Annotated in this window: 19 protein-coding genes, 2 tRNA genes, 1 other RNA gene and 3 pseudogenes; 11 read left to right on the top strand and 14 right to left on the bottom strand. The window is 45.5% G+C overall.

Annotation, left to right across the window (positions count from 1 at the left end; translation table 11 throughout):
• The first annotated feature begins 2 nt into the window (after nucleotides 1-2).
• From ssrA to PKHYL_RS11075, 11 genes and pseudogenes are all read left to right on the top strand, one after another.
• Nucleotides 3-362, top strand: a transfer-messenger RNA (tmRNA) gene (ssrA, locus tag PKHYL_RS11130).
• 376 nt (nucleotides 363-738) lie between these two features.
• Nucleotides 739-990 (top strand): hypothetical protein, encoded by a 252-nt coding sequence (locus PKHYL_RS11125; protein WP_058024156.1) that lies wholly within the window; start codon nucleotides 739-741, stop codon nucleotides 988-990.
• 67 nt (nucleotides 991-1,057) lie between these two features.
• Nucleotides 1,058-1,303 carry a hypothetical protein gene (locus tag PKHYL_RS11120; protein WP_093068926.1) on the top strand — a complete coding sequence of 82 codons (246 nt, stop codon included), beginning with the start codon at nucleotides 1,058-1,060 and terminating at the stop codon, nucleotides 1,301-1,303.
• A gap of 664 nt (nucleotides 1,304-1,967) precedes the next feature.
• Nucleotides 1,968-3,597, top strand: a pseudogene (locus PKHYL_RS11115) (long-chain fatty acid--CoA ligase).
• 331 nt (nucleotides 3,598-3,928) lie between these two features.
• Nucleotides 3,929-4,240: a GntR family transcriptional regulator gene (locus PKHYL_RS11110; RefSeq protein ID WP_240365171.1), complete on the top strand. Its 312-nt coding sequence runs from the start codon at nucleotides 3,929-3,931 to the stop codon at nucleotides 4,238-4,240.
• Complete coding sequence (locus PKHYL_RS11105) at nucleotides 4,191-4,796, top strand: aminotransferase class I/II-fold pyridoxal phosphate-dependent enzyme (protein ID WP_240365170.1); 606 nt, start codon at nucleotides 4,191-4,193, stop codon at nucleotides 4,794-4,796. Before PKHYL_RS11110 ends, PKHYL_RS11105 begins: the two co-directional genes overlap by 50 nt.
• Complete coding sequence (locus PKHYL_RS11100; protein ID WP_240365169.1) at nucleotides 4,762-5,205, top strand: aminotransferase class I/II-fold pyridoxal phosphate-dependent enzyme; 444 nt, start codon at nucleotides 4,762-4,764, stop codon at nucleotides 5,203-5,205. Before PKHYL_RS11105 ends, PKHYL_RS11100 begins: the two co-directional genes overlap by 35 nt.
• 513 nt (nucleotides 5,206-5,718) lie before the next feature.
• A pseudogene (locus tag PKHYL_RS11095) lies at nucleotides 5,719-7,007 on the top strand (CitMHS family transporter).
• A gap of 22 nt (nucleotides 7,008-7,029) precedes the next feature.
• Nucleotides 7,030-7,203 (top strand): acyclic terpene utilization AtuA family protein, encoded by a 174-nt coding sequence (locus PKHYL_RS18910; RefSeq protein ID WP_442966074.1) that lies wholly within the window; start codon nucleotides 7,030-7,032, stop codon nucleotides 7,201-7,203.
• Nucleotides 7,178-8,374: pseudogene (locus tag PKHYL_RS18905) on the top strand (acyclic terpene utilization AtuA family protein). The gene PKHYL_RS18910 and the pseudogene PKHYL_RS18905 overlap by 26 nt, the downstream one beginning before the upstream one ends.
• Entirely contained in the window at nucleotides 8,371-8,670 is a 300-nt protein-coding gene (locus tag PKHYL_RS11075; protein WP_071003550.1) for an AtuA-related protein, read from the top strand. Before PKHYL_RS18905 ends, PKHYL_RS11075 begins: the two are co-directional and overlap by 4 nt.
• A gap of 83 nt (nucleotides 8,671-8,753) precedes the next feature.
• Here the strand turns inward: PKHYL_RS11075 and PKHYL_RS11070 are convergent.
• From PKHYL_RS11070 to PKHYL_RS11015, 14 genes are all read right to left on the bottom strand, one after another.
• A tRNA-Leu gene (locus tag PKHYL_RS11070) sits at nucleotides 8,754-8,840 on the bottom strand.
• Between the two features lie 124 nt (nucleotides 8,841-8,964).
• Nucleotides 8,965-9,038, bottom strand: a tRNA-Cys gene (locus PKHYL_RS11065).
• A gap of 176 nt (nucleotides 9,039-9,214) precedes the next feature.
• Nucleotides 9,215-9,349, bottom strand: coding sequence for a putative transporter small subunit (locus PKHYL_RS11060; RefSeq protein ID WP_208855952.1), 135 nt, complete (start codon nucleotides 9,347-9,349; stop codon nucleotides 9,215-9,217).
• A 212-nt stretch (nucleotides 9,350-9,561) separates the two neighbouring features.
• Nucleotides 9,562-9,930 (bottom strand): Mor transcription activator family protein, encoded by a 369-nt coding sequence (locus PKHYL_RS11055; protein WP_240365166.1) that lies wholly within the window; start codon nucleotides 9,928-9,930, stop codon nucleotides 9,562-9,564.
• A 97-nt stretch (nucleotides 9,931-10,027) separates the two neighbouring features.
• Nucleotides 10,028-10,477, bottom strand: coding sequence for a gp16 family protein (locus PKHYL_RS11050; protein WP_240365165.1), 450 nt, complete (start codon nucleotides 10,475-10,477; stop codon nucleotides 10,028-10,030).
• A gap of 10 nt (nucleotides 10,478-10,487) precedes the next feature.
• Entirely contained in the window at nucleotides 10,488-11,198 is a 711-nt protein-coding gene (locus PKHYL_RS11045; RefSeq protein ID WP_240365164.1) for a DUF2786 domain-containing protein, read from the bottom strand.
• Between the two features lie 87 nt (nucleotides 11,199-11,285).
• On the bottom strand, nucleotides 11,286-11,567 hold the full coding sequence (locus tag PKHYL_RS11040) for a Gp49 family protein (RefSeq protein WP_240365163.1): 282 nt from the start codon (nucleotides 11,565-11,567) through the stop codon (nucleotides 11,286-11,288).
• A 44-nt stretch (nucleotides 11,568-11,611) separates the two neighbouring features.
• The gene (locus PKHYL_RS18900) at nucleotides 11,612-11,674 is read right to left on the bottom strand and encodes a hypothetical protein (RefSeq protein WP_442966155.1); all 63 of its coding nucleotides are present in this window, start codon (nucleotides 11,672-11,674) and stop codon (nucleotides 11,612-11,614) included.
• Nucleotides 11,664-11,885, bottom strand: coding sequence for an HU family DNA-binding protein (locus PKHYL_RS11035; protein ID WP_442966073.1), 222 nt, complete (start codon nucleotides 11,883-11,885; stop codon nucleotides 11,664-11,666). Before PKHYL_RS11035 ends, PKHYL_RS18900 begins: the two co-directional genes overlap by 11 nt.
• Nucleotides 11,886-11,935: 50 nt before the next feature.
• Nucleotides 11,936-12,208: a hypothetical protein gene (locus PKHYL_RS11030; protein WP_240365162.1), complete on the bottom strand. Its 273-nt coding sequence runs from the start codon at nucleotides 12,206-12,208 to the stop codon at nucleotides 11,936-11,938.
• A gap of 10 nt (nucleotides 12,209-12,218) precedes the next feature.
• Nucleotides 12,219-12,590 (bottom strand): DUF3164 family protein, encoded by a 372-nt coding sequence (locus PKHYL_RS17675; RefSeq protein ID WP_269778164.1) that lies wholly within the window; start codon nucleotides 12,588-12,590, stop codon nucleotides 12,219-12,221.
• Entirely contained in the window at nucleotides 12,571-12,852 is a 282-nt protein-coding gene (locus PKHYL_RS17670; protein ID WP_269778163.1) for a DUF3164 family protein, read from the bottom strand. Before PKHYL_RS17670 ends, PKHYL_RS17675 begins: the two co-directional genes overlap by 20 nt.
• A 21-nt stretch (nucleotides 12,853-12,873) precedes the next feature.
• Nucleotides 12,874-14,061, bottom strand: coding sequence for an ExeA family protein (locus tag PKHYL_RS11020; RefSeq protein WP_240365161.1), 1,188 nt, complete (start codon nucleotides 14,059-14,061; stop codon nucleotides 12,874-12,876).
• 11 nt (nucleotides 14,062-14,072) lie between these two features.
• A complete protein-coding gene (locus PKHYL_RS11015) occupies nucleotides 14,073-15,806 on the bottom strand; it encodes a transposase (protein WP_240365160.1) in 1,734 nt (577 codons plus the stop codon).
• Between the last annotated feature and the right edge of the window lie 23 nt (nucleotides 15,807-15,829).

The following is a 15,829-nucleotide window of genomic DNA, read 5'->3' as shown; positions in this document are numbered from 1 at the left end:
TTGGGGATGTTCTGGCTTCGACGCTGGTGATGAAACTCAATGATGCATGTCGAGAGTGTATGTCCTCTCGTTAATCAAACATATATTGTTATAGTCGCAAACGACGAAACTTACGCTCTAGCAGCTTAAACCCTGCTTACTGCGCTGCCGATTACCTATAGTTGGTTAGCCCAGTTGAAGCGTCCGCATATAGGTTCGCCACAAGGGATTGTCTCAATCGCTTGGGTTCAAAAGTAGAGAATCGTCCAATCCATCCCTGACTGTCGGATCGGTGCGGATTAAATTTAAAGACAGAAACTAAACATGTAGATTCATGAGCGTAATGCTGGCGGACGCGGGTTCAACTCCCGCCATCTCCACCAAATATTGATAAAGGGCTGACAGTCGCAGATTGTCAGCCCTTTATTTTGCGTGTTTTTTGACTTTCTCTTACCTTATAAAAGGTTGGCTACCATATAGGATGTTGGGGTTATTGTTGGTATTGAAGCTTTTCCAGCTGTTCAATATTAACAAAAAATACTCTGATATCCTTGACCTATATCACGTTACGTAGCATAGATTTCACCATGAAATATCTCGTGCTTATCATCGTCGTAATTAGCTAAAACACTACTCAAGGCAAGCTAGAATTGCTTTTCAGTATGTCTATTTGTAACCTTCAAGTCGAAAAAATATATTGTAGAAAGTGAATTTATCTGTAAAGTATAAAAATAACAGACTAAAAATGAGGGATTAGACATGCTTATCGAACTACAGGGTAGTAGATTGACTCAGGCAATATTAGAGCGGGATGATAATCAGGTATGGTGTGCTGTGAGCAATGTCAGTGACGATCATGCTATGACAGCCATCGATAATGGTTATTACGAATTATTAGTGTCTATCGTGTCTTTGGGTGATGATGGCTTTGTTTGTGATAAAGGCCATCTATGGCAGTACGCTGTACCCGTTAAAAAGGTCGAGCTTACTCAAGATGACGTAGGCTTATAGTTGAATGAACACGGATGTAACCTGATTGTTTGCCTAAATAATCATCTTCATTGTAGGAGTCAGTGGTATGGATAGTGGAATGGTGGGGAGTCAATTAACTCGCTTAATGCTTGAAAATGGCCATCAAGAAATATGGTGTGCCGTGAGTGATGTGAGCGATGAAGACGCTATGGAAGATCAAGTAGGGAACGACTTTACAGCGTGTATCGTAGATTTTAGGGACGGGCAGTTTTATTGCACCGCAGATAATGGTTGGTTTCATGCAGTACCGATTGAGGTACGTGCACTAACGCAAAATGAAGTTGGTTTTTAAAAAAACTTATCAAAGTATTTAGGGCGTGTCCCTAGTTCTTGCTATCCCACCACGAACAAAAAACCGATCATTTAATTTGATCGGTTTTTTGCATTATGTGGTATTGCGCAAAGTACCTAAGAAATTTAGGGCGTGTTGAACATTCGCAAATAGGCACTGCTGATCGCTAAAATTGTTCCAGACAAGGCACAAAGCGACGATAATGCAGATGCCTTAGCGAGATTTGTAACGCAGTATGGGGCAATTTTAGCATCAGCCCCAACGATAAAAGCAGGGGACAGGACTCTTTTTGCCGCTTCATCGTTAAAAATAAGCGCTTAGAGTGACTAAGCTTATTATTTTTAACATCGAATCGCCTAAAAAATAGTCGCTGTCAGTGCCATGGTCGAATGTTCAACACGCCCTAATGAGTTTAGAGCAATTCAACGATTTTTTATTGATGATTAATGTAGTTAGCTGTTTGGTAAATTAGTAGGAAAAGGAAAATAGAGTATTAGCAGCAATATATAAATAATGAACAGCCGTTTATTTTAATGGAGGGCGATCATAATATTATCTTGTCTTGACACACAATTCTGATTATTCTTAATTGTGGTTTATTTTTAGTATTAGAGGATACATGAATAAAAATAAGCGAACTTTTAACAACGACAGGGAATGTACTATGTTAGGAAAAATGATGTATCAGCCATTGCTGATCAGTGGTCTAATCGAACACGCTGCCCGCTATCATGGCGATACGGCAGTTTTGTCCAAAGAAGTCGATGGACAAATGACTCATACTAATTGGCTTACGATTTCGAATAATTCAAAACGGTTGGCCAATGCCTTAGCTGCCCTCGGACTTAAATCATCAGAGCGCTTAGCCACATTGGCTTGGAACAATCGCCGTCACTTAGAAGCTTGGTATGCGATTTCAGGCAGTGGCATGGTTTGCCACACTATCAATCCGCGTCTATTTCCTGAGCAGCTTAGTTACATTATCAATGATGCTGATGACCGCGTGCTATTTTTTGATGTCACATTCCTACCGCTTATCATGGCGATTAAAGAAGATATTAAAGGGATTGAGCACTTTATCTGCTTGAGCGCTCGAGAGGACAGTGTCGTCGCAAAACTGCCTGAGGTATTATTCTTTGATGAGTTATTAGCAGAGCATAATGCTGACTTTGATTGGCCTCAGTTTGATGAAGCCACTGCCAGCTCGCTTTGCTATACCTCAGGAACGACAGGCAATCCTAAAGGGATTTTATATACGCACCGCTCTTCTGTGCTTCATGCGATGGCACTCTGTATGCCGGACGTATCGGGTTTATCTGCGCAAGACGTCCTACTCCCTGTAGTACCGATGTTCCATGTCAACGCGTGGGGAACCCCTTATGCGGCTGCATTAACTGGCTGCTCTCTGATGCTCCCAGGTCCCAATCTGGATGGTGATAGCCTAGTATCTCTCATTGATGATTATAAGGTGACGGTTGCGTTAGGCGTTCCCACGATTTGGCAAAGCCTATTGACCGCTGCTAAAGCCAGAGGCAGTAAGCTTGATAGTATGACGCGTACCATTGTCGGTGGCGCCGCTTGTCCACCATCAGTGATTAAAACGTTTAGAGAAGACTTTAATTGCGATGCGGTACACGGCTGGGGTATGACGGAGACCAGTCCACTTGGAACGATGAATCAAATAAAAGCTAAGCATAAATCACTGAGTAAAGATGAGATTGACGAGCTACGTAACTCTCAAGGACGTCCACCGTATGGTGTACAGTTACGTCTCATAGACACTGATGAGCCACTTAAGCCAGTCAAAGAGGATGGAGTGTCTCAGGGTCGCTTGCAGATCAAAGGTCACTGGATTATCAACGATTATTATACAGAGAATCCTGATGCCATTACAGAAGATGGCTGGTTTGACACGGGTGATATTGCAACCATTGATGCTGATGGTTATATGAATATTCGTGACCGATCAAAAGATTTAATTAAGTCTGGTGGAGAATGGATCTCCTCAGTAGAGCTTGAAAATATCGCTGCCGGCCATCCACAGATAAAAATGGCAGCTGCTATCGCCGCAAAACATAAAAAATGGGGAGAACGTCCGGTACTGATTGTGGTAAAAGAAGAGAATGCAGAACTCGATGAGTCACAAGTGCTAAGTTTTTATGAAGATAAAATTGCTAGCTGGCAGATACCTGACAAAAGTTATTTTTGTAGAGAACATCTTACTAAACGGTGCCGGAAAAATGGTGAAAAAAGACTTGCGTGATGAGTATGGTGATGCGCTATTAGAGGCGTAGCGTTCTGCTTTTAAGATACCATTCATGATATCCCCTGATCGGTGTTAAAAAATCTTAGCCATCAGATACTATGATGGTAATCACGATCAAAAGGTTGTTTATGCTCATAGCGTAGACAACCTTTTTTAGTGTGTTTTTTCTGAGTCACCAAAATAAGCCTTATCGCGCGATGCTCAGTGACTTGGCGACTTGGCGACTTGAGATGAAGAGATACCTTGTTCGGTCTGTTCTCTCTTTAATAATATCAATTTTGATATCCAGATTATAAACTATAGGTCTTTCAGTTATGATATTTTCCTCACATGCTACTAATCTATTTTAGAAATAGCATTTGCGAAAGCGAGTACGTACTGAGCGTGGTGGTTGCTCAACATGGAGTGTGACGGTGAAAAAGTTCGAAGAAATTTGTCTCATTGTGATTGACGATATCAAAGCTGGTCGAAAAAAAGTAGGAGACAAAATACCCTCCATTCGAGCGATGGCCGAAAAACATAAGGTGTCCAAAAACACCGTAATCACGGCTTATAACAAGTTGCTTGAGCAGCACTGGATCAAAGCGCTGCCCAAATCGGGTTTTTTATGTGGGAGAGGATTTGTCCAACACACCCATGCTAAACGCGACCCCGTTTTATACAGGTATTGACTTGTTGGAGCAACAAATGGTCAACCAGTCGCATCATAAGCCTGGGGCGGGCCGCTATCCCAAAGAATACATGGATAAGCTCAACCTTGAGCGCTATTTGGGGCAGGCTAGTGACCGTTTTGGGAGTGAAAGCGCTGAGGTGGCACATTTTGATCGTGGTAATGGCGATCCTGCTGGCAATGTATTACTGCGAGGGCTGCTGGTCGACATCCTAAGCAGGCGCGCTATGACGGTTGAATCGCAAAATGTTCTATTGACCTATGGCACCAATCACAGTTTGGACTTGATCATTCGGCACTTTTTGACCAGCGGCGATCCAGTCATCGTTGAGTCTCCCGGATATTATCCGCTATTTAGTAAGCTTGAATTACATCAAGTCGCTATTAATACCATTAAGCGAACCAAATTGGGCATAGACGCTAATCATTTAGAAGCCCTTATTATTAAATCTCAGCCCAAGATTTTATTTTTGCAGCCTTTTGCACAAAAATCCGATGGGTACAGATTTGACGTCTCAGAATATGGCAGAGATTCAGGCATTATGCACCCAATATAATGTGATTATTGTGGAAAACGACCCGTTTTTATTGGCAAGAGACGACGCTGCCAGTTACTTTTTTAATCAAACCTGTCCTGTGATTTATGTCAGTAGTTTTTCAAAAACCGTCTCTGCGTCGATCAGATGTGGTTTTGTCGTCGCCTCCAAATCGGTGATCAAATCACTCACACGGCTTAAGATGATTACGGTGATCAATACCTCATCCATCATGGAAAATATCCTCAACCATCTGATCACCAGTGGCGCTTTGACCAATCATTTGCAAGCGCTCAAGCATCTGTCTGCGGAGAAGTCAGCCACTGCCATCACTCAGCTAAACAAAATCGACGGCCTGACGCTTTATCCGCATAATCCCAGTGGTAATTTTTTGTGGTTTCGTATTCCGATGGACGATAAAAGGCGGTAGAAGCCGCTAAAAATAATAATATTTTCATCGCGCCTGGTAGTCTGTTTTTTCCCTCCGATCCGACTTATTTTGCCTTAAGAGTCAATAAATTCTATATAGACAAAACCACGGTTAAGTTTATTAAAACTGCTATTTTTAACCATCATTAACGCTTATGTTGATGCGTTATATCAAAGCATACTTTTGCTTTTGACAGTGTGGGAGATATTTTTGTTTAATAACATGATACAAAACCTGCCAGTATTTCTTAAAAATGCATCGATAATGACCGATATTTTTGTCATTTTGTTTGATGAATCGCACCGCCCATTTTCCTAGTAACTGCCTGCCATAGCACAGAAATGTGTGCCCAAAACGGGTACAGTTTCCTGTCAAAACGTTCATCTGTACCCTTGGAAGCCTCCTGCACCCGTGATATTTCTAGTAAAGCTGATGCCAGTGAGTCACCGATGGAGAGGTGAGCTGGTCGTGATATCACATGGAAGAGATTAACGTTCACAAGGGAGAAGGAATGTGTTGGCATTACTTGGGTTTTTGACGATTTTCGTATTTTTGGCGCTCATACTGACCAAAAGGGTGTCCGTCATTGTGGCATTGATTCTTGTGCCTGTCGTTTTTGCTTTAATCGGCGGCTTTGGCGCAGAGCTTGGCGGCTTTATGCTAGACGGCATCGTGGGTGTGGCACCAACGGGTATCATGTTAGGGTTTGCCATTTTGTTTTTTGGCGTGATGAACAATGCAGGTTTGTTTGATCCGCTTATCTCGCGGGTATTAACACTGGTCAAAGGCGATCCTGTCAAAATCTGTATCGGCACCGTGGTGATCGCCATGGTGGCGCATTTGGATGGCTCGGGCGCCTCGACGTTTTTAATCACCATTCCAGCCCTACTACCGCTATATGACAAACTGGGTATGAAGCGAATCATACTGGCGGGTTTGGTGGCGCTTGGTGCAGGTACGATGAACATGACGCCTTGGGGCGGCCCAACTGCACGTGCGGCGGCGGCTTTAGAGGTGAGTACCGCGCAGTTATTTAATCCGCTTATTCCTGCGTTTGTGGCAGGTGTAGTTTGGATTGTATTTGTGGCCCACCTTGTGGGCAAAAGAGCGCAAACGCTTGGGCGTTCAAGACATGGAGCACAGCCTGCATGATGAGCTGACGGAAGAAGCGCGCGATATGCGTCGCCCCAAGCTATTTTGGTTCAATTTGATATTGACCATAGTTACTATTGTGGCGTTGGTGCAAGTTTGGCTACCACTGCCAATCGTCTTTATGCTGGCATTCGCCATCGCTGTGCTTATCAATTATCCCAAACCTAATGATCAAATGGATCAGATCAAGTCGCAATCGGTTGGCATGATTACCGTGGTGTCCATCATTTTTGCGGCAGGTATCTTTACGGGCATTTTATCAGGGACAGAGATGATTTCTGCGATGGCGACGGCGCTGGTGCAGATCATTCCAGACGCGGTGGGTGGTTCGATGGGCGTCATCGTTGCCGTCTTGAGCATGCCTTTAAGCCTCGTCTTTACTCCCTGATGCCTATTATTTTGGGGTGATGCCGATTTTGGCACAGACCGCGAGTGCATACGGGCTGGATCCTGTCCAAATTGGTCAAGCGTCTATGCTGGGACAAATGACCACAGGATTCCCGCTCAGTCCGCTGACCGCATCGACGTTCTTGTTGATTGGCCTTGCGGGTGTGGAGTTGGGCGATCATCAAAAGTTTGTCTTTAAATGGGCGTTTGGTACCACGCTGGTCATGACCATTGTGGCGATAGTCACAGGCGTGATCATTTAAATAAAATAATCAGGAGTAAGGAATGAAAACCATCAAAATTGGGTCTGGCGCAGGTTATGCTGATGACAGATTGACGCCTGCGCTTGATGTTATGACCTACGGCGACGTGGACTATATCGTGTTTGAATGCTTGGCTGAGCGTACCATTGCCATTGCCCAGCAGCGCAAAAATGCAGCAGCCAAACGAGGGTTATGACCGTTTACTTAAGTATCGTATGGCGCAAGTACTGCCGCTGTGTGTCGAAAAAAAGGTCAAAGTCATCAGCAATATGGGGCTGCCAACCCCAAAGCTGCTGCCGAAACAATCAAACAGATCGCCGAGCAGCAAGGGTTTCATGGTTTAAAAATCGCTGCTGTCACAGGTGATGATGTGTTTACAGACATTGTGCGTTATCAGAATGAGACACTGCTGGAAAACGATCGCACCATTGCAGATCTTGGCGATTCTATCGTCTCGGCCAATGCATATATTGGTGCCAAAGGTATCGTGCAAGCATTGAGCGCTGGCGCAGATATCGTCATCACGGGCCGCGCCGCCGATCCGTCGCTCTTTTGGCGCCGATGGTGTATGAGTTTGGCTGGTCTTTTGACGATACCGATTTGATGGGCAAAGGCACAATTGGCGGTCATTTGATGGAGTGCGGCGCTCAGATCACAGGTGGTTATTTTGCAGATCCTGATTATAAGGAGGTACCTGAGCTTTGGAATGTTGGCTTTCCTATCTTGGCGGTGACAGAGGACGGAGAGTATACCGTGTCCAAGCTGCCCAATGCTGGCGGGTTGGTCTCTGAGGCGACGGTAAAAGAGCAGTTGCTGTACGAAATTCATGATCCTGCCCGCTATCTTACCCCAGATGTGATTGCTGATTTTTCTAACGTGTCTGTGAAAGCCATTGATAACGATGTGGTTCAAGTGTCTGGCGGATCAGGCAGGCCCAAAACAGGTCTATTGAAAACCAGTATCGGCTATAAAGATGGCTATATCGCAGAAGCGGAGATCAGCTACGGCGGTTCAGGGGCAGTCAAAGGGCCGCGCTTGCCAAGCGGGTCATTGAAAACAGGCTAGCCGCTGAGCATATTAAACCGATCGAGATACGCTATGACTTTATCGGTCTCAATTCGTTATATAGCAATGAGTTTGCCAGCACGGCGGAGGCGGCCGAGGTGCGACTACGGGTGGCGGCGCGTACCCCGGATAAAACCATGGCACAAGCCATCACCCGAGAGGTCGAGACGCTGTATACCAATGGCCCCGCAGGTGGCGGCGGTATTCGTTCACACATTCAGGCTATCGTGTCCATCGGTTCTATCTTGATTCCAGAAACCGATACGGACATTACTGTCTCATATTGGGAGTCAAATAAATGAAACTACGTGAAATTGCCCATTCTCGCACTGGTGACAAAGGCAATATCTCCAATATTTCTCTGATCGCGTTTGAGGAGACTGATTACGAATTGCTCAAAGATAAAGTAACCGCAGCCGTGGTCAAAGACTGGTTCCAAGATATTGTAGCAGGAGAGGTGATTCGTTATGAGTTGCCAAACTTAAAAGCTTTTAACTTTGTTTTGTATGGGGCATTAGGCGGCGGGGTGACCAAGTCGCTGGCGCAAGATATGCATGGCAAGAGCTTAAGCTCAAAGCTGCTGGACTTGGACATATAGATAAGAGTTGCGAATCATAGATACAGCAAAGCCCTGATATCAGGGGCTTTGGCTACTCTATAAGATAGTATAGAACTATGTAATGGTACCCGGAGCCGGACTTGAACCGGCACGCTATTGCTAGCGAGGGATTTTAAATCCCTTGTGTCTACCAATTTCACCACCCGGGCAAAACTTGTGTTATCTAACATGTAAACTAGCTGATAGACTGTCTAGTTACTAGATAAGTGGTCGCTATTATAATCGGTTGGGATAATAATGCAAGCCAAAATTAACGTAAAGTTAATAAATAATTGGAGGCTGGAGTCGGAATCGAACCGGCGTTAACGGAGTTGCAGTCCGCTGCATGACCACTCTGCCATCCAGCCAATCAAGGTGGACTATATTAGCAAAAATAATTTAAATTACAAGTCATTTTTGGCTAAAAATAGCTTATTTGCTCACTTGTGCTGATTTTAGTGCTTTTTTATTAGTTTTTTGCGTATTCAGGCTCATCAGCGAGCCGGACTCACTGATGAGAGTACTGATCATTGAGAGTGTACTTTTATAATATCTCTTCGTTATTACGTTTGGCTCGTTTGATATCGCGATAAGTCGCGGTACAAATCAATACCAGCACGCCGAGCGTAATGGCTGGCCAAATTAAAATATATAAGCCGTAGATAAAGACGTTGTCCATGATATCTCCTTATAGTATTTATGAAGGGTTGCCTGTGCAGCGGGTCATATATTGACCAACTGCCAAACCCGCAAGCTGATACCACTCTAGATAAACATACTAGAATAGCGTTATAAATACGGGATGAGGTGGGATAGCTAGGGATATACTGGGATAGATATGTAATGAGGTTACACTAGATGTAATTAGAAAACCAGATTGAATATAAAGACCTACTCGTTATCGAATAGGTCTTTTTGTGGTTTAGGGAGAGTGTTTTGAATGTCAGCTAGGATTTGATAGACCGTTGGTGTGGCAAGATCATACTTTTGAGCGAGCTGATGATGATTGTTGCCTGTGAAGTCATTCCAAATGGCCAGATTACGTTTTAGAATCTTTTCAGGGTTGGTTTTGGGGACATAGAGCATGCTGCCGCCCCAATGCGCAGTCATAGACTGAGCGAGATCATAAGCTATCTGCTGAGCTTGTTCAGTCGGTATCTGAGCGCTAGTAGCGATAATGCCAGAACCTATACCTACCATGTCCTGCAAGAAAGCAGTACCTAGAGAGGTGAATTTGCCGTTTGGTTTGGTGTCTGACATTACGCGCTCCGTTTAGTTTGACCTGATTAATTGAATCTTACTATAGTTGATAAAAATAAGGTGTAGGTAAGATGGCAGGTCTAGCAATTATAACGCTTTATTTCTTAGCTTCGGCTTGCTTATCTCTAACGCGTTCTTCCCATTTTTTGAGGTGTTCGATGACGTCGCTTGCCCCCTTTGTGCTTAAAAACTGTAGTGCTGATTTGCCTGTTTGACGCTCGACGTACTTGGCTAATGCACGCTCGCTTGCGTTACGCACTGCGCCTAGATCATGCAATGTGAGCCATAGGCTGCGTATCTTACGTGATTGGGCATCGTCTGCTTGAGCGACCTTGCCCGCTGATTTGGCAGGTGTGGTCTTAAAGCCTAAGGATTTTAGATGCTCAAATACGACGACGAGTTCGCTTTTAGACATTTTGCTACAACTGTCCTTACCAGTTTGCTCGGTGAGCATGTGGCGGTAAGTGGCGTCATCAAGCTTAAGCTGGCTCTTAGCTATGTGAATGAATTGGATCAGCTTTGGTTTGTTTGGGGTACGCTGTGACATGGTTATGCTCCTATTGGGCGATTCGTTTGGTTTGGTGCGCGTCGGTGTTCATGCCATGGTTTAGCTGGGCGTCTTTGCCTGCTATGCGGCCGTTATGAAAATCATTGGTTGCGGTTTTGGCTTTGCTCTTGGACACTCGGTCTACGCCGCTTGTAGACCTTAAGTCTAACTCTGAGCGCATCGCCCGCTCTATAAGTGCCATGTCAGTCGATAAAGGCACTAGTTTTCTGACCAACTGGCGCACTGTTGATACCCAGCCAAGACAAAACGCATCCGCGCGGGCTGCTTTGTTTTTGGCAAGTCTGACTCGTTTTAACTCAGTCTTAATATAGGCCTGGCGAGCTTGCTTTAGTTGACGGAATAGCGTGTCGTAAGAGTAGCTGGCAATGTCGCTGTGTATCTCTAAACCTACAAAACACATCACGCGAATGTGGCTACGGTCACCAGTACCATTGCCCATATAATTCTGACAACCAAAAAGCTTGGCGATCATGTTGGCAAGGGCAATTTGATAGATAGGTGGACGCTTTGCAGAGCGTGTATTTGAGGCTTTAAACTTGATATCGGCTAATTCAACATCTTTCACGCTGATGTCGTGCTTTTGCATCAGTGCATGAGCTTGACGCAATGCTGTGGCAGCCTCATGTTCGTTACTTGATTTGCTAAGCGCTAAGCAGCGGATAATCTTATCCATGATGCGTTGTTTGCTTTGATGACTCATATGGGTTCCTTATCATGAGAAGTAAAAAGGTGGATAGCGCTAATGCGTTACCCACCTTTGTGTTTACCCAGAGGGCTTAATGATTGCTTAAGACAGCTTGTTTTGTTCCGCGCCTTGTACGGCTTGGAATAGTGCTTCCTTAGCATTAAAGCCGTAAAGCTGCCATAGCTTGCTAAAGGCATCCTGGTAGGCCAAATCTTTACCTACCTCAGCATCAAACATTGACTGGTCAATACAAGCGCTTTGACCAATGGTGTTATAACCATTCTCTAAGGTTAGGCAGCAGATGGTGACTGTCGTGCCGTCAAACTGGTGATAGGCTTCGCCTGTGATTTTGCTTTTTAATAGTTCGGGAGTTAGTTTTGCCATTTTTATAATGTCCTATAATGATGAGTGAAAAGTTAGGTACCAAATTAATTAACAGCGTCTTTTAGGGTTTTGCCTGCACTAAACGTGACCGCTGTCTTAGCAGGGATTTGAAGTTCCTCGCCTGTCTTTTGGATTGCGACCAGTTCGGGCTTTGCGCTCGGAGGTTTTGAAAGTACCAAAGCCTATGAGCCTAACATCGTCACCGTCCATCAATGCTACACCAATAGTGCTCAAAGTACATTCAAGCACTTCTTTAGCTTTAGTTTGAGTGATTTGAGTCTCTTCAGCAATTACGTTGATTAAATCTTGCTTATTCATAATATCTATCCTTAAATTAGTTTGATTTACCAGTGTCCGACTGGCGGCGGTTAAAAACCTTTTAAAAATGTGTTGAGTTTGATATCTGTCATGGCCATTAGGTGGCCTAAGATATAGTCGTCTAAATAAAAGCCAGTACCGACAATCTGATCCAGACCATGGGTGTTGATAAAATACGTGTCGCCCTCCCACCAAACGCTCATATTCATTTTTGCTAGGCGCTCATTGAGCGGCGTAACTCTGATAGTGAGCTGATAAGCAGTGTGGGCGGCCTGTATTTTTAGCTCATCAATAGTTGTCATATTCAGTGGGATGTTATTCATGTTTGCCGCCTTACACTTTGCTAAAGTCGAGCGGGATCTGGACGTATTTGCCTTTGTCGTCCCGCTCATACATGCGGATGTACTCGGTGGTACTGGCGGTTTGGCTGGCGTCTGCTATGGCTGCCATTGCTTTGAGCCATTTGGGGTGATCAAAATCATGGCGACGCAAACCTAAAACACGGTGCGTTGATACCTTGCCTTCTTTGTCCACCTGAAAGGCGTCGTTGACTAAGGTCTTAATCTCGGTAGCGCTGCCTGTGCTCCATTCGCTGATGCACTCGTCAATGAGATTTTTGGCAACTTGCAGCCGCTCATCAAAGACAATATTGTCACTCATGGCGATCTGGACTTTGTATCTGCCGTCAAAACTTGGTAGGGACACGTTGCCTTTTTGCCACCATATTTGGTGTCGTACTCTGCTGCGGATAGCTCCAAAAAGTCATAGACCAATGCGAACAGCGCTTCTTTTCGGACTTCATTGTCTGATGTAAAGCGATGACCTTTTGCGCCGCTTGGCAAACGGTTTCGTCACGTAATTTGTCAATAGGCTTGATGGCGTCAACAGGTGTTAAGCGGCCCTTGTCGTCGGTCATGTAGTCTTTATCGTCGATGGTGGTTACGGGGCTGGTGGTTTGGTTAGTCATGGGTATTGCTCCTTTGGTGGGTTAAACATTCATAATGATGTCGCGGGTGACAGTGGGTACGCCTAGGTCTGCTGCCATATTCATTGCGCCAGTAATAAGGTTGCCGACAGCTAGCGGATATAGCAGGCTTTGCATGACGCGCCCCTTGTTATCGGTGCGCACCAAGCGGTTTACCATGGCGTCAATGCCAGACTCATCAATGATGCCGCTAAGCTCGGACTGCTTGCCCAAACGCTTGGCAAGATAGCTTGATAGTTCGCTGGGCGCTATCGGCTCTAGGGTGACAATCTCACAACGCTGGACCACTTCGCGGATAGATGGGTTTCGTTCAGACATTTTGACCGTCAGCTCGTTTTGTCCAATTAAGACAATACCTAAAAGCTTGTCGTAACCGTCTTCTAGTTCAAAAAAGCGTTTGAGGTGCTTAAGGGTTGGAATCGGTAAGCTGTGCGCCTCTTCAATAATCAGTACATGGCTGTTGCCTGCTTTGTGCGACTCACGTAGTAAGTTATGCACTTGACGGAAACGGGCTTCAGGGCTGCGCTTTGGGTTGTCGAGTGGGCTTAGCGCGTGCAAGATGGCTTCGGCAATATGCGCAGCTTTTAGCGTTTTTCCTTTCATATCGTTGTCTTCAGCGGCTAACACGTACGGCTCAATGGTGATGATGGATTGGTTCTCACGCTTGAGACGGTCAATGAGGTCACGCTTTAACGTGGTTTTCCCTGCGCCCGACTCGCCAGTGACTGCGATGAAGCCGCCATGTTTTGCGGTATGGTGCATGGCGGCGCGTACGTATGCGGTATCGCTTGACTGATAAAGTTCGTCCGCACTACGAATGTCGCTGGTGAACGGGTTGGTAAATAACTTGAACTGCTTACGTGCTGGCTGGGTTAAGGTTTGTTTGCGAAGTAACATAAGGTCTTCCTCTGGGTTTTGATCGTTTAGGTTTAGGCGTTCGCTTAAAGGCGGATTGTCCATGTATTCTTTAAGGTGCAAATCGGTTAATAATTTTTCTATTATTTTCTCGTCGATACTCATCTCGACTAGATATTTGGTGATGCGTCTGTTTATTGACTCTCTCGGTAGCCATTTCGGACAAACTCCTTTATTAATAAATAGGTTGATTGCTGCTGGGCTTATTGAAATGTTGTCAGCTAACTTCCTTTGACTGATGTTATTGCTGATCAGTAATGACTTTAAAGTTTCCATCGTTTAATACCTTACTCATTAACTGCTTTTAAATAGGTAACTGGTTTGCCCATGACGATGCGGTCTGCAATCTCGTTAATGGCGCTGTGTGGTACACCTTGTGGATATTGCTTTTGCAAGTCGGCAAAGTGGTCACTTGTCCACTGGCTACCAAGTAATCCGCGCAATTGCATGGCGGCTTCAACATGGGTATATGGCTTGACCTCACGGCTGGCGACGTGGGCGCTGGTGTCTACGGTCTGCGCAGCTTTGGTAATGACGTTTGGCACGTTTCCATCGCTATAGCTATTGTCTACGTCTGCCATAGCGTCGACTGTACCGACGTAAGCGGCTTGTTTTTGCTTACGGGCTTTATCGACTTCGCTTTCGGTATCCGCGCCATAAGCGGCTTTCATCATGGCTTTGCGGTTGCTATCAGCTTGGCTCTCAGGCTTGGCAATCATCTGTACACCAATGACGGGCGCATGAATGGCAAAACCTGCGGCGTCAGTCTCTACTGGGCTAATGGTGTAAACGGTATCTAGCCAAGTGACATCAATATCAGGGGCGCGGTAAGGGTTGACGACGATATCGATCTCGGCTTTGGGGTAGATATCAGGCAGATGCGTCAGGTCGTAGGCTTGGTTTGCATAGCCCTTGACAGTATGAGTGATGGTTAAATCACCACGCACTTTGACGGTTTTAGGCTTGGTCGTGACCAGCTCGCGGCATATCTCTAATGACGGCGCTAAACGTAATTGCTGATTGGTAATCGTGAGCCATATGGCGTTGCGCGTCTGACGAGTGCGGCTGTGCACGGCATTAGCATTAAAGTGCGCGCGCCACTTAGTGCAGTAGGCGTTTAGCTCATCCAGTGATCTGATGTTCAAAAAAGACAAGCGACTCTCAAACTTACACTCAACGATGTCGTTGTGTTTTTCGACCTGTCCTTTGGCGCGGCTATTGCCTGCGGCGTGTTCGATATGCTCGACGCCCAAACGATCCAGTAGGTTAAGAAATAAGCCTGATAAGTTGGCGCTACCTTTATCCATGACTAGGATGTTTGGGACGCCGTGCATGGGATCATTGGCATCGCGGCGCTGGATAGAGTTTAAGAAGACTTGGGTTAAGTTCTCACTAGACTCTGCGCCCATGACGTATTCCACGTAAGTTGCGGCACTATAGTGGTCAGTGACGACGTAGCGGATAACGCGCTCTTTTTCAATCTTTTTGACATTGGCAGGTTTGTTTTTATAGAACTCCTTTTGCTCCATCACTGCCAATCCACCTTTTGGCAAATAAAACAGCACACAGACAGAGGCATCAATCTGCCAGACATGATTGGGATGTAAGCTGCGCTGAGTGACGTGCGCTGTCGGTGTTGCTAACTGGCTTGGGTGACAGTGGTAGGCCTTTAGCGCTCGTAGTATAGTGCTGACGGCCACGTCTGGGATTTTGCCTTGCGCCTTTAGCATTTCAGCCGCGTCAGTGACCGATAAGATTTGCTTGCCATTGGCACGGGTGGCGACTAATATCATGCCGCCGATCAGCTCGGCTTGAGCGCGGGTGATGATAGACTCACCTTTGTCCGTGCGGGTCTTACGCGGCGTGGTAAGCCCCGCATCTTTTAGCAGTTGATAGACTTGTTTGTTTGAGCAACACAGGTATGCTGCTGCTAGCTCAACGATGGGGGATTTTTCGCCATGTTTAGCACTGTCTAAGCGCTTGGCAATGGTGCGTAAATAGTCGAGAGTTGCGGTATCCATAGTGTTGCTCTTATTTTTTTAAG

It is taken from the genome of Psychrobacter sp. KH172YL61 (assembly GCF_007182895.1).
GTDB classification, from domain to species: Bacteria; Pseudomonadota; Gammaproteobacteria; order Pseudomonadales; family Moraxellaceae; genus Psychrobacter; species Psychrobacter pacificensis.
This window is presented reverse-complemented; position numbering and strand designations above follow the sequence as displayed.

Coding starts and splice junctions, on each gene's coding strand:
- PKHYL_RS11125 (WP_058024156.1), top strand. CDS start 739: ATGCTTATCGAACTACAGGGTAGTAGATTGACTCAGGCAATATTAGAG.
- PKHYL_RS11120 (WP_093068926.1), top strand. CDS start 1,058: ATGGATAGTGGAATGGTGGGGAGTCAATTAACTCGCTTAATGCTTGAA.
- PKHYL_RS11100 (WP_240365169.1), top strand. CDS start 4,762: ATGGCAGAGATTCAGGCATTATGCACCCAATATAATGTGATTATTGTG.
- PKHYL_RS18910 (WP_442966074.1), top strand. CDS start 7,030: ATGAAAACCATCAAAATTGGGTCTGGCGCAGGTTATGCTGATGACAGA.
- PKHYL_RS11075 (WP_071003550.1), top strand. CDS start 8,371: ATGAAACTACGTGAAATTGCCCATTCTCGCACTGGTGACAAAGGCAAT.
- PKHYL_RS11060 (WP_208855952.1), bottom strand. CDS start 9,349: ATGGACAACGTCTTTATCTACGGCTTATATATTTTAATTTGGCCAGCC.
- PKHYL_RS11055 (WP_240365166.1), bottom strand. CDS start 9,930: ATGTCAGACACCAAACCAAACGGCAAATTCACCTCTCTAGGTACTGCT.
- PKHYL_RS11050 (WP_240365165.1), bottom strand. CDS start 10,477: ATGTCACAGCGTACCCCAAACAAACCAAAGCTGATCCAATTCATTCAC.
- PKHYL_RS11045 (WP_240365164.1), bottom strand. CDS start 11,198: ATGAGTCATCAAAGCAAACAACGCATCATGGATAAGATTATCCGCTGC.
- PKHYL_RS11040 (WP_240365163.1), bottom strand. CDS start 11,567: ATGGCAAAACTAACTCCCGAACTATTAAAAAGCAAAATCACAGGCGAA.
- PKHYL_RS11035 (WP_442966073.1), bottom strand. CDS start 11,885: ATGAATAAGCAAGATTTAATCAACGTAATTGCTGAAGAGACTCAAATC.
- PKHYL_RS11030 (WP_240365162.1), bottom strand. CDS start 12,208: ATGAATAACATCCCACTGAATATGACAACTATTGATGAGCTAAAAATA.
- PKHYL_RS17670 (WP_269778163.1), bottom strand. CDS start 12,852: ATGACTAACCAAACCACCAGCCCCGTAACCACCATCGACGATAAAGAC.
- PKHYL_RS11020 (WP_240365161.1), bottom strand. CDS start 14,061: ATGGAAACTTTAAAGTCATTACTGATCAGCAATAACATCAGTCAAAGG.
- PKHYL_RS11015 (WP_240365160.1), bottom strand. CDS start 15,806: ATGGATACCGCAACTCTCGACTATTTACGCACCATTGCCAAGCGCTTA.